Origin of the sequence: Pseudomonas sp. UBA6699, assembly GCF_002454615.1 — a bacterium.
Taxonomy (GTDB): domain Bacteria; phylum Pseudomonadota; class Gammaproteobacteria; order Pseudomonadales; family Pseudomonadaceae; genus Aquipseudomonas; species Aquipseudomonas juntendi.
This window is the reverse complement of record NZ_DKJF01000054.1, coordinates 5,591-20,444: the sequence shown is the minus strand read 5'-3', so window position 1 is coordinate 20,444 and position 14,854 is coordinate 5,591. Positions and strand designations below refer to the sequence as shown.

The following is a 14,854-nucleotide window of genomic DNA, read 5'->3' as shown; positions in this document are numbered from 1 at the left end:
ATGCCCCACCTGCGTCCCTACAAAGTTGCACTCAACGGTTATGGCCGTATCGGCCGCTGTGTCCTGCGCGCGCTGTTCGAGCGGGGGGCGAAGGCCGGTTTCGAGATCGTTGCGCTGAATGACCTGGCCGACCAGGCCAGCCTGGAGTACCTGACTCGCTTCGACTCCACCCATGGCCGCTTCCCTGGCCAGGTGAAGGTCGACGGCGACTGCCTGCACATCAATGGCGACTGCGTGAAAGTCATGCGCAGCGCCACCCCCGAAGGCATCGATTGGGCTGCCCTGGGTATCGACCTGGTGCTGGAGTGCTCCGGTGCCTACAACACCCGCGCCGACGGCCAGCGCTTCCTCGATGCCGGTGCCCCGCGCGTGCTGTTCTCCCAGCCCATGGCCAGCGAGGCCGATGTCGATGCCACCGTGGTGTATGGCATCAACCAGGCTTGCCTGACCGGCCAGGAGCGGCTGGTTTCCAATGCCTCCTGCACCACCAACTGCGGCGTGCCCCTGTTGCGTGTGCTGGACCAGGCGTTCGGCATCGAGTACGTGCAGATCACCACCATCCACTCGGCGATGAACGACCAGCCGGTGATCGACGCCTATCACCACGAAGACTTGCGCCGCACCCGTTCGGCCTTCCAGTCGGTGATACCGGTGTCCACTGGTCTGGCGCGCGGTATCGAGCGCCTGCTTCCGGAACTTGCCGGGCGAATCCAGGCCAAAGCGGTACGCGTGCCGACCGTCAACGTGTCTTGCCTGGACATCACCCTGCAGACCGCCCGCGACACCAGTGCCGCCGAGGTCAACCGGGTGCTGCGCGAGGCCGCGCTGGCCGGCCCGCTGAAAGGCTTGCTGGCCTACACCGAGCTGCCGCATGCCAGCTGTGATTTCAACCATGACCCGCATTCGGCGATCGTCGATGCCAGCCAGACGCGTGTTGCCGGGCCCCGCCTGGTCAACCTGCTGGCCTGGTTCGATAACGAATGGGGGTTCGCCAACCGTATGCTCGACGTTGCCGAACACTATCTGCACGTCGTTCACCCAACCCGCAATAAACAGCCCTGAAGGACTGCATTCATGACCGTGTTGAAGATGACCGACCTCGACCTGCAAGGTAAGCGCGTACTGATCCGCGAAGACCTCAACGTGCCTGTGAAGGACGGTGTGGTAACCAGCGACGCGCGCATCCTGGCAGCGCTGCCGACCATCAAGCTGGCCCTGGAGAAGGGCGCGGCGGTAATGGTCTGCTCGCACCTGGGCCGCCCGACCGAAGGCGAGTTCTCTGCCGAAAACAGCCTCAAGCCGGTTGCCGAGTACCTGAGCAAGGCCCTGGGCCGCGAGGTGCCGCTGGTTGCCGATTACCTGGGCGGCGTCGCGGTGCAGGCCGGTGAGCTGGTGCTGTTCGAGAACGTGCGCTTCAACAAGGGCGAGAAGAAGAACGCCGACGAGCTGGCCCAGCAGTACGCTGCGCTGTGCGACGTGTTTGTCATGGACGCGTTCGGCACCGCGCACCGCGCCGAGGGCTCGACCCACGGTGTGGCCAAGTTCGCCAAGGTTGCAGCTGCAGGCCCCCTGCTGGCTGCCGAGCTGGATGCCCTGGGCAAAGCCCTGAAAGCGCCGGCCAAGCCGATGGCGGCCATCGTCGCCGGCTCCAAGGTTTCCACCAAGCTGGACGTGCTGAACAGCCTGAGCGCGGTCTGCGACCAGCTGATCGTCGGTGGTGGCATTGCCAATACCTTCCTGGCCGCTGCCGGCCACCCTGTCGGCAAGTCGCTGTACGAGCCGGACCTGGTCGACACGGCCAAGGCCATCGCTGCCAAGGTCAATGTGCCGCTGCCGGTTGACGTGGTGGTCGCCAAGGCGTTCGCCGAAGATGCCGAAGCCACCGTCAAGGCCATCGCCGATGTTGCTGCCGACGACATGATCCTAGACATCGGCCCGCAAACCGCAGCCCAGTTCGCCGAGTTGCTGAAGTCGTCGAAGACCATCCTGTGGAACGGCCCGGTCGGCGTGTTCGAGTTCGACCAGTTCGGCAAGGGTACCCAGGTGCTGGCCAAGGCCATCGCCGACAGCGACGCGTTCTCCATCGCCGGTGGCGGTGACACCCTGGCGGCCATCGACAAATATGGCGTTAGCAAGGAAATCTCCTACATTTCTACCGGTGGCGGCGCGTTCCTCGAGTTCGTCGAGGGCAAGGTCCTGCCAGCCGTGGCAATTCTGGAAGAGCGGGCCAAGGCCTGATGACTTCGGCGCCTGGCAAAGGGAGTGGCCTGATGGTCAAGCAATTGCCTGTGATGCTGCTGGCGGGTCTGCTGAGCGCGTGCTCCGGCAGCCCGGCTTCGCCTGACGACCCGGCGCAGCCGCCCAAGGGCGGCTGCTACCAGTCCGAGTGGCAGGCCGAGACCGTGCCGGTGATCAGCAAGCGTGTGGGCCCGGAAGGCCTGGAAAAGTACGACGAAGACCACCAGCGCAAGGCGCCGGGTTGCCCTTGATCGGGTAACTGGCAACCTGAAGGCTGATTTGTGGTCTTGGAAAGGGGCCGCTGTGCGCCCTTCGCGGGCAAGCCCGCGAAGGGCTGCAAAGCAGCCCCAAATCGAGGAAACTGAATGAAAGCGCTTTTGGCCGTGACGGTCCTGGCGACACTGGCAGGCTGCTCACTGCTGCAGCCGGCGCAACCCGCCCCGGCAGACAACTGGACCCGCTGGGTCTGCGATACCCAGGCCGAGGTGCTGTGGCGCTTCGCCGATGCCCAGCGTAACCAGGTCGACGTGCGCCTGGGCGGTGGTGACCAGGTTTACCGGCTCAAGGCCGAACCAGGTGCTTCGGGCGCGCTGTACAGCGATGGCATGCTGGCCTTCCACACCAAGGGCGAAGAAGGCCTGGTGTACTGGGTGGCAACCAACGATCTGATTGGGCGGGGCTGCAAGGCACCGTGACTGGCCGGGCCGCAATGGCGGCCCACACTACTTGAACAGCAACCGCCCCTGCGGCAGGCTTGCACGAAACATACGACGCTTGTCGGGAGAGAGATACACAATGGCACTCATTAGCATGCGCCAGATGCTGGACCACGCCGCCGAGTTCGGTTACGGCGTACCAGCTTTCAACGTCAACAACCTCGAGCAGATGCGCGCCATCATGGAAGCGGCCGACAAGACCGACTCCCCGGTGATCGTGCAGGCCTCGGCCGGTGCCCGCAAATACGCCGGCGCCCCGTTCCTGCGCCACCTGATCCTGGCTGCCATCGAAGAATTCCCGCACATTCCGGTGTGCATGCACCAGGACCATGGCACCAGCCCTGATGTCTGCCAGCGCTCGATCCAGCTGGGCTTCAGCTCGGTCATGATGGACGGCTCGCTGGGCGAAGACGGCAAGACCCCGACCGACTACGAATACAACGTGCGTGTCACCCAGCAGACCGTGGCCATGGCGCACGCCTGTGGCGTTTCGGTAGAAGGCGAGCTGGGCTGCCTGGGTTCGCTGGAAACCGGCATGGCCGGTGAAGAAGACGGTATCGGTGCCGAAGGTGTTCTGGACCACAGCCAGATGCTGACCGACCCGGAAGAAGCCGCTGATTTCGTCAAGAAGACCCAGGTCGATGCATTGGCCATCGCCATTGGTACCAGCCACGGTGCCTACAAGTTCACCAAGCCGCCAACCGGTGACATCCTGGCCATCGAGCGTATCAAGGAAATCCACAAGCGCATCCCCAATACCCACTTGGTGATGCACGGCTCCTCGTCGGTACCGCAGGAGTGGCTGGCGATCATCAACCAGTACGGTGGCGAGATCAAGGAAACCTACGGCGTACCGGTTGAAGAAATCGTCGAAGGCATCAAGTACGGCGTGCGCAAGGTCAACATCGACACCGACCTGCGCCTGGCTTCCACCGGTGCCATGCGCCGCCACATGGCCATGCACCCGAGCGAGTTCGACCCTCGCAAGTTCTTCGCTGAAACCGTGAAGGCCATGCGTGATGTGTGCATCGCCCGTTACGAAGCGTTTGGCACTGCAGGCAATGCCTCGAAGATCAAGCCGATCTCCCTGGAAGGCATGTTCCAGCGCTATGCCAAAGGCGAGCTGGCGGCCAAGGTCAACTGATCGAACCGTTGAGCGTTATAGAAAGACCCGCAGAAATGCGGGTTTTTTTTGCTTGGCATTCAGGCCTTGGGAGCGATTTGGCGGCCCCCGGCATCAGGCTCACAGTCATGTTGCAAAGCTACCGTTAGTCGACTAATTTCTTCGTCCATGGCTTATTGCCATGCCTTGCATTGCGTCTTTCGTAGCCACGGCTAGAGTTAAGCTCGGAGCCAATAGCAAGTCGTAGTTGGACATACAAGAGAAGCAGCATGGATGGCGCTTACCCTCAGCCACTGGATGGCAGTTCGGTTCTTCTGGTGGTAGACGATTACCCCGAAAACCTCATCAGCATGCGGGCTTTGCTGGCCCGGCAAGATTGGCAGGTGTTAACAGCCGGTTCGGGGATGGAAGCCCTCAGCACCTTGCTGGAGCATGATGTCGACCTGGTCCTGCTGGACGTGCAAATGCCGGAGATGGACGGCTTTGAAGTTGCCCGGCTGATGCGCGGCAGCCAACGTACGCGGCTGACACCGATCATTTTCCTGACCGCGAACGAACAGTCCGAAGCGGCCGTGCTCAAAGGCTACGCCAGCGGCGCCGTGGACTACATGTTCAAACCGTTCGACCCCAAGGTTCTCAAGCCCAAAGTCCAGGCCTTGCTCGACCAGCAGCGCAACCGGCGCATGCTGCAGCGCCTGACCCGGGAGCTGGAAGCCGCCAGGGCGTTCAATGGGTCGATTCTGGAGAACGCCGCCGAAGGCATTCTGGTGGTGGACGCACAGGGCGTGATCAGCTTTGCCAACCCGGCCATTTCCCGCTTGCTGGCGGCCCCCGTGCAGCACATTCAGGGCGCCCAACTGCTCGACCTGGTGCAGCTTCCCGCTGCCTGCCCATGGCTTGAATCGGAGTTCTACCGTGCTTACCTGGGGCAAGAAATCTACCGCGTGCACGACGCGCAACTGCGCACGCTGGCCGGCGAGCTTGTTCCGGTGGCATTGTCGTGCGCGCCGTTGCCAGCCGACCAGCAGGCCATGGTGGTGACCGTGCTGGACATGTCGGCAGTGCGCAACCTGCACCAGCAACTGGAGTACCAGGCCGTTACCGACCCGCTGACCGGCCTGCTGAACCGCCGCGGTTTCTACCAGGCGGCCGAGGGCGCTCTGTTGCGCAACGAGCGCTCGGACAAGGCCCAGGCGCTGATGTACATGGACCTGGACGGCTTCAAGCGCATCAACGACACCCTTGGCCATGACGCCGGTGACCGCGTGCTGCGCTGGGTCGCCGAGCAACTCAAGGACTGCCTGGGCAGCGAGGCCTTGCTGGCGCGCATGGGCGGCGATGAATTCACCGCGCTGTTCGACAGCCTGCCTTACCCGGAGCAGGCTGGGCGTTATGCCGAGCGGCTGCTGGAGCGGGTGTCCATCCGCCATGAAGTGGACGGCCTGGATGTGTGCCTTGGGGTGAGCATCGGCATTGCCACCTATCCGGAATGCGGTGCCAATGTCGAAGGCCTGCTGCGCGCAGCCGATGCGGCGATGTATGCCGCCAAGCAGGCCGGGCGCCAGCAGTACCGCTTTTACGACCAGGAACTCAACGGGCGGGCGCGTTCGCGGCTGATGCTTGAAGACAGCGTGCGCACGGCCATCGAGCAACAGGACTTCACCCTGGTGTACCAGCCGCAAGTCAGCTTCATCGATGGCCGCCTGCGGGGTTTCGAGGCCTTGTTGCGCTGGCAGCACCCGAGCGTCGGCGATGTGCCGCCAGGCCTGTTCATTCCTCTGCTCGAGGAAGCCCGGCTGATCAACCGGCTGGCCAGCTGGATCTACCGCCAGGGCGCGGCCCAACGCCATGCCTGGTACCAGCACTTTCCCGCAGACCTGGTGCTGGGCATCAGCCTGAGCCGTGCGCAGTTTGTCATGCCCGGGCTGGTCGAAGAACTGCAGCGGGTGATCCATTTTTACCAGTTGGACCCGGCGCAACTGGAGGTCGAGGTTGCAGAGACCTCGCTGATGTACAACATCGATGCGGCGGTGAAACAGATCCATCGCCTGCGCGAGCTGGGCGTACGGGTGGCGCTGGATGACTTTGGCGCCGGCGACTGTTCACTGCGCATGCTGCGGGACCTGCCGATCGATACCCTGAAGCTGGATCGCCACCTGGTGGCACGCTTGCCTGATACGGCAGTGGATACCGCCTTGGTGCGCAGTGTCATCAGCTTGTGCGCCGACTACGGCATCACGGTCATTGCCGAGGGCGTGGAAACCCCGGCCCAGGCAGCCTGGCTCAAGGCCAATGGTTGCGAGTATGTGCAGGGGTTCCTGGTGGCCCACCCCATGACCGCCTCGGACGCTACCCGCTTCCCGGTGATTTTCTCCTGGCCAGCGCCATGATTGGCTAGAATCGGCATTCGTTACGCCGAATGCACTGCCATGACCGTATTACGTTACCTGCAAGCCTACCCGCCGCACCTGCAAGAGCAGGTGCGCAAGATGATCGACAGCGACCGCCTGGGCGAGTACCTGCAGCGCCGCTACCCCGGGCGCCATGATGTGCAAAGCGACAAGGCGCTGTACGGCTATGCCCAGGAGCTGCGCCAGCAGTACCTGCGTAGTGCGCCGGGCCTGGACAAGGTGTTGTTCGATAGCCGGCTTGACCTGACCCACCGCGCGCTCGGCCTGAACACCGCGGTGTCGCGGGTGCAGGGCGGCAAGCTCAAGGCCAAGAAGGAAATCCGTATCGCCTCGCTGTTCAAGGAGGCCGCACCGCAGTTCTTGCGCATGATCGTGGTGCATGAGCTGGCGCACTTGCGCGAGCGCGACCACAACAAGGCCTTTTACCAGCTCTGCCAGCACATGGAACCCGATTATCACCAACTGGAATTCGACCTGCGCGTCTACCTGACCTACCGGGAACTGCCGGGCAACCTCTGAGGAACATGCAGCATGGATGTGAGCAAGACCAAGAGCAGCTTCTACCGGCGCCTGTACGTAGCCTGGCTGATCGACAGCCGCACCGCGACCAGCGTGCCGGCCCTGGTGGAAGCCACGGGTATGCCGCGGCGCACCGCCCAGGACACCATCGCCGCGCTGGCCGACCTGGACATCGTTTGCGAGTTCGAGCAACAGGAAGGCGCGCGCAACCACGCCGGGCATTACCGTATTCGTGACTGGGGCGCGGTCGACAAACAGTGGATCAGCCAGCATCTGCGGCAGGTCCGCGACGTGCTGGGTTACCCTTGAGGCCAAAAATAGAGGCAAAATGACACTAATGGCCGCTGCCCCCGGCAGTGCGGTTGTGTAACCTCACCCGCAGTGTGTGCCCTCCATGGCAAAAGGACGTAAGCATGCGGCCACTGCTTTGTGCGCTGGGAGTACTGGCAATCTTGCTGGCAACACCTGCCCTGGGCCAGGGCAAGCTGCGCCTGGTGGCGGATAAATGGCCCCCGTTCACCGATGTAGACCTGCCGGGCGGTGGCTTGGCGACCAGCATCGTCACCACGGCGCTGGCCCGTGCCGGCTACGCCAGCAGCTATGAGGAGGCGCCCTGGGCGCGGGCGCTGCAGGGCGTTGCGCAAGGGCGCTACGACGTGTTGATCGATGCCTGGTACAACGAGGCGCGCGCCAGCATCGGGCAGTTCTCCACGCCATACCTGACCAACCGTATCCGCTTGCTGCAGCGAAAAGGCCAGGCGATACGCTACCGGCAACAGTCGGACCTTTACCCCTACACCATCGCTGTCGTGCGTGATTACGCCTATTCCCCTGGGTTCGACGGCGATCCGCGCCTGCACAAGGTGGCGGTGCGCACCTTTTCCTCGGCACTGCGCATGGTCGCAGCAGGGCGAGTAGACCTGGCGGTGGAAGACGAGTACGTTGCCCGCTACAACCTGCAGCGTGAACCGCAGCAGGTGCGTGACGAGGTGGTGCTGGTTGAGCCGCCGCTGGGGGAGAACACCCTGCATATCCTGGTCAGCCTGAAGCACCCGGAGCGTGCGCGGATTGTCGAGCGGTTCGAGCAGGCGATCGCAGCGATGAGGGCCGATGGCAGCTATGCCCGGCTGCTGCGCCAGCATGGCTTTTGAGCTTGGGTGGCGTTACCGGCCTCTTCGTGGGTAAAGGCCGGGTCAGGCCTCAGCCCGGGTTGCCTTCCTTGATCAGGTGCGCGGCCAAGGTCCGCAATGGCCCCAACTGCCGGCAGATCAGCGCCAGTTGTGTCTGCACCAGCCGTTGATGTTCATCCAGCTCATCCGGCATCTGCTCCAGGGCGTTGGCCAGCGCTTCTTCGGCATCGCTGTGAATGGCCACGGGCAGCCGCGCTGCCAGGCCGTTGGCGATTTCGTCCAGGCTGCTGGCCAGGCTTTGCCCGGCACCTTCGATCAACTGTTCCTGGGCCTGGGCCGGCAATGCCGTATCGCGGTGCGCGCCCAGCCCCGAGAGGTAGCTGAGCAGGGTGTGCGACAGCACCAGGAACCGGAAGCCGACATCGGCCTCCTTACGGAAATGCCCCGGCTCCATCAGCATGTTGGCCAGGGTGGTGGACAGCGCCGCGTCGGCGTTGTGGGCATTGCGCCGGGCCAGGCGGTAGGCCAGGTCGTCGCGCTTGCCGTGGGCATACTGCTGCATGATCTGGCGCAAGTACACGCTGGCACAGGCCAGGGTATTGGCCAGCGCCTTGTTCAGGCGCCGCCCCTGCCAGTCAGGCAGGAACAGGAACACCGCAAGGATGGCAATCAGGCTGCCCACCAGGGTATCGAACAGGCGCGGCAGGAACAGGCCGTAGCCGTCGCCGATCTGGTTGAAGCAGAACAGTACCATCAGCGTGATCGCGGCCGTGGCCAGGGTGTAGCGGGTCGTGCGGTTGACGAAGAACACCACCCCCGCAACTACGGCGAACAGCGACTGGATGAGCGGGTTGGGGAACAGGTCGAACAAGGCCCAGCCGACGGTCAGGCCAATGGCCGTGCCGAAAATGCGCTGCACCAGCTTGCGCCGGGTCGCACCGTAGTTGGGCTGGCAGACGAACAGGGTGGTGAGGATGATCCAGTAGCCCTGGGTGGGGTGGATCAGGTGCACCATGCCGTAGCCGATCGACAGCGCCAAGGGCAGGCGCAAGGCATGCCGGAACAGCAGCGACGTGGGTGTCAGCTGGGTACGTAGGCGCGTCCACACGTCTTTGAGCGAGCGTGGCGAGCGGTCGAGCAGGCTGCTGTCACTGGCGTCGGCCAGGCTGTCGGGGTTGCTCGCGGCACTGAGCAGGCGGTCGAGCGTGGCCAGGTTGGCGGCCAGGGCCCGCAGCGAGCGCAACAGGCCGCGCCAGGCCGGGTTGTTTTGCAGGCGCAGGTGCTCCAGCGCAGCGTTGAGGTCTTCGAGGGCCTCGGGATAACCGCTGGCCAGCACGAAAGGCTGGCGCAGGCGGATCGAACGGGCCAGCTCCTGGCAGGACGAGCCCTGTTTGCGCAGCAGGCGCTGGCAGCGGAACATCACGTCACTGTGGAAGAACGTTTCGGTCAGGGCGTTGTAGGGGTAATGCGAGGCACTGACCCGCTCGTGGATGTCCTGGGCCAGGAAATACAGCTTCAGGTAGCGGCTGACCTTGGAGTTTGGCTGGCTGTTGCCGACCCGGTGCAGGATGATTTCCTTGGCCGCGTTCAGGGCTGCCACCACCTTGCCATTCTGCTGGGCCAGGGCCAGGCGTGTGGCCTCGACGTCGAGGGTGCGCACCGGCTCGAACAGGCTGGCCTTGAGTTTCAGGTAGCTGCCCAGCTCGAAGAACAGCTTGGCCAGGCTCTGCTGGACCGGCTGGTTGGAGAACAGCGCCTGCCACAATACCGATAACAGCCCGTACCAGGCCGCGCCCGCCACCAGCAGCATGGGCTCGTGCCAGAAATCCGTGACCTGGCCGCCGCGCTGGTCTACGCCGATCATGGTGTACACCGCGGTGATCAGGGTTGCCGAGGCAATGGCCCCGTAGCGCTCGCCCAGTGCGCCGAGCATGGTCAGGCTAAACGCTGCCAGGGCCAGGGCGATGGCGAAGAACCAGGGGTAGGGGAACAGCAGTTCGACCGCCAGCGCAGCAATGGCGAAACACACCAGGGTGACGACCAGGGCGCTGAGGCGGCCCTGCCAGCTGTCGTCGGTTTCGGCCAGGGCGCTGGCGATGATGCCGAGGAACAGCGGGATCAGCAGGGCCATCTCGTTCTGGTACCAGCACAGGGCCAGGCTGCCGGTGAGGGCGATGGTGACCCGGATGCTATAGCTGAACTTGTCTTGGCCCCACAGGCGACGCAGTGACTGACGGAACGAGCTCGATGACATGTTGGCCTGCTAGGCAGTGATCAGAGGAATACCTTTCAGAACCGGTTACTGGGGCCGCTTTGCGGCCCTTCGCGGGCGCGCCCGCTCCCACAGGTACTGCACAAAACCCCGTGGGAGCGGGCATGCCCGCGAAGGGGCGCGAAGCGGCCCAGATTCCGGCGCTGGGCACGGGCCAGCAAGAAGCGTTCCGTGCTGCTGAATGGATTCTACTCTACACGAACTGCGCTGCGGCGTTGGCCGATGCCCAGGCCCACTGGAAATTGAAACCACCCAGGTGGCCGGTGACATCCAGCACTTCGCCAATAAAGTACAGCCCGGGGCTTTTCAGCGACTCCATGGTCTTGGACGACACTTCGCGGGTATCCACGCCGCCCAGGGTCACTTCGGCGGTGCGGTAGCCCTCGGTGCCCGCAGGCACCACCTGCCAGTTGGCCAGCTTCTCGGCAATCTGCGCCAGTTCTGCGGGGGTGTACTGCTTCATGGGACGGGACTCGAACCACTGCTCGGCCAGCAGGTTGGCCAGCTTGCGGGTGAACACTTCGCCCAGCACGGTCTTCAGTTCGGCATTGGCGCGCTCGGTTTGCATCTGCTGCAGCCAGGTGAGTGCATCGCGGTCGGGCAACAGGTTGATCTCGACAGTGTCACCGGCTTCCCAGAACGACGAGATCTGCAGGATTGCCGGGCCACTCAGGCCACGGTGGGTGAACAGCAGGTTTTCGCGGAAGCTGGTGCCGTTGCAGGTGGCCGTGCAATCAAGCGAAGTGCCGGACAGCTCGCTGCACAAGGCCTTGAGTTGTGGCTCGGTGATGGTGAACGGCACCAGCCCGGCGCGGGTCGGCAGCAGGGTGTGGCCAAACTGGCGCGCGACCTGGTAGCCGAACCCGGTGGCGCCCAGGGTCGGGATCGACAGGCCACCGGTGGCGATCACCAGTGACTGGCAGGCGAACTGCCCGCCGCTGGTCTGCAGCAGGTAGCCGCTTTCGGTTCTTTCGATCTGTTCGATGCTGGTGTGCATGCGGATTTCGGCACCGGCCTCGTCGCATTCGGCCAGCAGCATGTCGAGGATGTCGCTGGCCTTGTTGTCGCAGAACAACTGGCCGAGCTTCTTCTCGTGGTACGCCACGCCGTGCTTGCACACCAGCTCGATGAAGTCCCATTGCGTGTAGCGGGCCAGCGCGGATTTGCAGAAATGGGCGTTGTGCGAGAGGAAGTTGGCCGGTTCGGTGTACATATTGGTGAAGTTGCAGCGCCCGCCGCCAGACATGAGGATCTTCTTGCCTGGCTTGTTGGCGTGGTCGAGCAACAGTACCCGGCGGCCGCGGCGGGCGCTGAGCTGGGCGCACATCAGGCCGGCGGCGCCGGCGCCGAGGATGATCACGTCGGTGGAGTGCACGGTGTTACCTCATGGATAGCCGGGGCCGCTGTGCGGCCCATCGCAGGCAAGCCAGCTCCCACAGGGACTGCACAAGCCTGAAGGCCTGTGGTGACCCTGTGGGCGCTGGCGTGCCTGCGATGGGCTGCAAAGCAGCCCCAAAAATGTCAGACGATGCGGACTTTCAGGGATCGGCCCTTGATCTTGCCGCTGTTCAAGCGCTGCATGGCCTGCTTGGCGAGCGCCCGCTCCACCGCCACAAACGCCTGGAAGTCGAAGATCGCGATCTTGCCCACCTGTTTGCCCGGGATCCCGGCATCACCGGTCAACGCCCCGAGAATGTCGCCAGGGCGCAGCTTGTCCTTGCGCCCGGCGGCGATGCACAGGGTGCTCATCACCGGCAGCAGCGGCTCGCCGCCCTTGTTCTTCAGGCTGTCGAGCTGGTCCCAGCGCAGCGGGCTCTTCTGCAGTTGCTCGATGGCCTGGGCGCGGTGGCCTTCTGCCGGGGCAACCAGGCTCACCGCCAGGCCCTTCTCGCCAGCGCGGCCAGTACGGCCCACGCGGTGCACGTGGATTTCCGCATCGCGCGCCAGCTCGACGTTGATGACCATGTCCAGGCCATCGATGTCCAGGCCGCGCGCGGCCACGTCGGTGGCCACCAGCACCGAGCTGCTGCGGTTGGCGAACATGGTCAGAACCTGGTCGCGGTCGCGCTGCTCCAGGTCGCCGTGCAGCGCCTGGGCGACGATACCCTTGGCGGTCAGGTGCGCAACCACGTCTTCGCACTGCTGCTTGGTGAAGCAGAACGCCACGCATGACTGCGGGCGATAGTGGCCCAGCACGCGGGTCACGGCTTCCAGGCGCTGCTCTGGGTCGATCTCGATGAAGCGCTGCTCGATCTGGTTGTCGGTGTGCAGGCTCTCGACTTTCACTTGCTGCGGGTTACGCATGAAGTCGGCGGCCAGTTGCTTGATGCCGGCCGGGTAGGTGGCCGAGAACAGCAGGGTCTGGCGGCGCGATGGGGTTTTGCCGATGATGCTGGCAATGGCATCGAAAAAGCCCATGTCGAGCATCCGGTCGGCTTCGTCGAGCACCAGGGTGTTCAGGCCATCGAGTACCAGTGTGCCTTTGTCCAGGTGCTGCTGGATGCGCCCAGGCGTACCGACGATGATGTGCGCACCGTGTTCCAGCGAGGCGATCTGCGGGCCCAGCGAGACACCACCGCACAGGGTCAGGATCTTGATGTTGTCCTCGGCGCGGGCCAGGCGGCGCAGTTCCTTGGCGACCTGGTCGGCCAGTTCGCGGGTCGGGCACAGCACCAGGGCCTGGCAGCCGAAGTAACGCGGGTTGATCGGGTTCAGCAGGCCGATGCCGAAGGCGGCGGTCTTGCCGCTGCCGGTCTTGGCCTGGGCAATCAGGTCCTGGCCCTTGAGGATGACCGGCAGGCTCTGGGCCTGGATCGGTGTCATCGCGGCATAGCCGAGGGCGTCCAGGTTGGCCAGCATGGCAGTGGACAGCGGCAAGGTGGCAAAGGCGGTGGATTCGGTGGTCACGAGGCGGGCCTGCGGTGCGAAGCTAAAAATGCCGCATAGTCTACCAGCCTCGTGGCCATTCGCCCTAAGACTCCATGTGGTGTTCCGGACGACGGGCACGCCTTCCGTCCGTCGGTGCCAGCTGCAGGAAGATCGCCGCCGCCAGCATGGCCATCACGCCGATGGTGACGAAGGTCAGCTGGAAGGCGCCCAATGTGGTGTCCACACCTTCGGCACTGCCGGCGGCGGTGAAGCCGCCAAGCAGGGCGCCGGCGCAGGCCACGCCCAGGCTCAGCGCCAGCTGCGCGACCACCGATAGCAGGCTGTTGCCGCTGCTGGCGCTGGCATCGTCGAGGTCGATCAGGGTTACCGTGTTCATTGCCGTGAACTGCATCGAGTTGACCGCGCCCAGCAGCCCCAGCTGGATCAGCAGCACGGCATAGGACGTCTGCTCGTCAACCAGCCCAAGGCTGGCCAGCAGCAGGCCCAGCAGCAAGGTATTGCTGGTCAGGATGATGCGGTAGCCGAAGCGTTCGATCAGCGGCCTGGCAAGGGATTTGGCCACCATTGCCGCCGCCGCCAGCGGGATCATGCTCATGCCGGCCTGGGCCGGCGAATAGCCCAGTGCGACTTGCAGCAGCAACGGCACCAGGAACGGCAGGGCGCCGCTGCCCAGGCGCGCGAACAGGTTGCCCAGGATACCAATGGCGAAGGTGCGCACGCGGAACAGGCTGGGCGAGAACAGCGGCTCGGGGTCGCGCCCGGCGCGCAGCCAGTAGGCGGCCAGGCACGCCATGCCGGCAAACAGCAGCAGCATCACCCGCAGGTGCGGCAGGTGCAGCTCGCCGAGCCCCTCCATGGCAATGGTGATCAGCACCATCGCGGCGCCGAACAGCAGGAAGCCAGGGGTATCGAAGCGGGTGCGTTCAGCGCCGCGCAGGTCGGGGATGAACTTCCAGACGGCGTAGCAGCCCAGCAGGCCGACAGGCAGGTTGAGCAGGAAAATCCAGTGCCAGCTGAGGATCTCCACCAGCCAGCCGCCCACCGTCGGACCCAGCAGTGGCCCGAGCAGGCCGGGGATGGTAATGAAGCTCATGATGCGTACCAGCTCGCTGCGCGGGTAGGCGCGCAACACCACCAGCCGCCCGACCGGCAGCATCAGGGCGCCGCCCAGGCCCTGCACCACACGGGCGAAAATCAGGAAGCCGAGGCTGTTGGCGGCGGCGCATAGCAGCGAACCAAAGCTGAACAGCAGGATGGCGCTGAAGAAGATGCGCTTGGTGCCGAAGCGGTCGGCGATCCAGCCCGAGGCGGGTATCAGCAGGGCCACCGTGAGCATGTAGGCAATGATTACGCCCTGCATCCGCAGCGGGTCTTCGGCCAGCGAGCGGGCCATGGCCGGCAGCGCGGTGTTGAGGATGGTGCCGTCCAGGGACTGCATGAAGAAGGCGATGGCGACCACCCAGGGGATCCAGCGGGCGGTGGCGGGGTCTAGCGGGGTGCGTTCGGGCATGACTTCCTCGTTTGTCAGTGCCGGCCTCTTCGCGGCTAAAGCCGCT

At 64.4% G+C, this 14,854-nt stretch carries 13 protein-coding genes; 9 read left to right on the top strand and 4 right to left on the bottom strand.

Annotated elements, in window-relative coordinates:
* The 9 genes from epd (at position 1) to B3361_RS10370 (ending at position 8,158) form a co-directional block, all read left to right on the top strand.
* Positions 1 to 1,062, top strand: a complete 1,062-nt coding sequence (gene epd, locus B3361_RS10410; RefSeq protein WP_009681378.1) for an erythrose-4-phosphate dehydrogenase — start codon at positions 1 to 3, stop codon at positions 1,060 to 1,062.
* Between the two features lie 12 nt (positions 1,063 to 1,074).
* Positions 1,075 to 2,238: a phosphoglycerate kinase gene (locus B3361_RS10405; RefSeq protein WP_009681377.1), complete on the top strand. Its 1,164-nt coding sequence runs from the start codon at positions 1,075 to 1,077 to the stop codon at positions 2,236 to 2,238.
* On the top strand, positions 2,238 to 2,489 hold the full coding sequence (locus tag B3361_RS10400; protein ID WP_047149951.1) for a hypothetical protein: 252 nt from the start codon (positions 2,238 to 2,240) through the stop codon (positions 2,487 to 2,489). The genes B3361_RS10405 and B3361_RS10400 overlap by 1 nt, the downstream gene beginning before the upstream one ends.
* Before the next feature lie 114 nt (positions 2,490 to 2,603).
* Positions 2,604 to 2,933 carry an MliC family protein gene (locus tag B3361_RS10395; protein WP_054904963.1) on the top strand — a complete coding sequence of 110 codons (330 nt, stop codon included), beginning with the start codon at positions 2,604 to 2,606 and terminating at the stop codon, positions 2,931 to 2,933.
* Positions 2,934 to 3,033: 100 nt separating this feature from the next.
* The gene (gene fba / locus B3361_RS10390; protein ID WP_009681373.1) at positions 3,034 to 4,098 is read left to right on the top strand and encodes a class II fructose-bisphosphate aldolase; all 1,065 of its coding nucleotides are present in this window, start codon (positions 3,034 to 3,036) and stop codon (positions 4,096 to 4,098) included.
* A gap of 248 nt (positions 4,099 to 4,346) precedes the next feature.
* Positions 4,347 to 6,467, top strand: coding sequence for a putative bifunctional diguanylate cyclase/phosphodiesterase (locus tag B3361_RS10385; RefSeq protein WP_154211056.1), 2,121 nt, complete (start codon positions 4,347 to 4,349; stop codon positions 6,465 to 6,467).
* A 39-nt stretch (positions 6,468 to 6,506) separates the two neighbouring features.
* Entirely contained in the window at positions 6,507 to 7,007 is a 501-nt protein-coding gene (locus tag B3361_RS10380; protein ID WP_009681371.1) for a M48 family metallopeptidase, read from the top strand.
* Between the two features lie 12 nt (positions 7,008 to 7,019).
* Entirely contained in the window at positions 7,020 to 7,316 is a 297-nt protein-coding gene (locus B3361_RS10375) for a winged helix-turn-helix domain-containing protein (RefSeq protein ID WP_009681370.1), read from the top strand.
* Positions 7,317 to 7,420: 104 nt separating this feature from the next.
* Positions 7,421 to 8,158 (top strand): substrate-binding periplasmic protein, encoded by a 738-nt coding sequence (locus B3361_RS10370; RefSeq protein ID WP_054904961.1) that lies wholly within the window; start codon positions 7,421 to 7,423, stop codon positions 8,156 to 8,158.
* Positions 8,159 to 8,207: 49 nt separating this feature from the next.
* On the opposite strand, the gene yccS is transcribed toward B3361_RS10370, so the two are convergent.
* The 4 genes from yccS to mdtD form a co-directional block, all read right to left on the bottom strand.
* On the bottom strand, positions 8,208 to 10,391 hold the full coding sequence (gene yccS, locus B3361_RS10365; protein WP_054904960.1) for a YccS family putative transporter: 2,184 nt from the start codon (positions 10,389 to 10,391) through the stop codon (positions 8,208 to 8,210).
* Between the two features lie 211 nt (positions 10,392 to 10,602).
* Positions 10,603 to 11,784 carry an NAD(P)/FAD-dependent oxidoreductase gene (locus B3361_RS10360; RefSeq protein WP_054881921.1) on the bottom strand — a complete coding sequence of 394 codons (1,182 nt, stop codon included), beginning with the start codon at positions 11,782 to 11,784 and terminating at the stop codon, positions 10,603 to 10,605.
* 146 nt (positions 11,785 to 11,930) lie between these two features.
* The gene (gene dbpA / locus B3361_RS10355) at positions 11,931 to 13,268 is read right to left on the bottom strand and encodes an ATP-dependent RNA helicase DbpA (protein ID WP_232108669.1); all 1,338 of its coding nucleotides are present in this window, start codon (positions 13,266 to 13,268) and stop codon (positions 11,931 to 11,933) included.
* Between the two features lie 112 nt (positions 13,269 to 13,380).
* Positions 13,381 to 14,808 carry a multidrug transporter subunit MdtD gene (gene mdtD, locus B3361_RS10350; protein WP_029887785.1) on the bottom strand — a complete coding sequence of 476 codons (1,428 nt, stop codon included), beginning with the start codon at positions 14,806 to 14,808 and terminating at the stop codon, positions 13,381 to 13,383.
* Positions 14,809 to 14,854 lie beyond the last annotated feature (46 nt).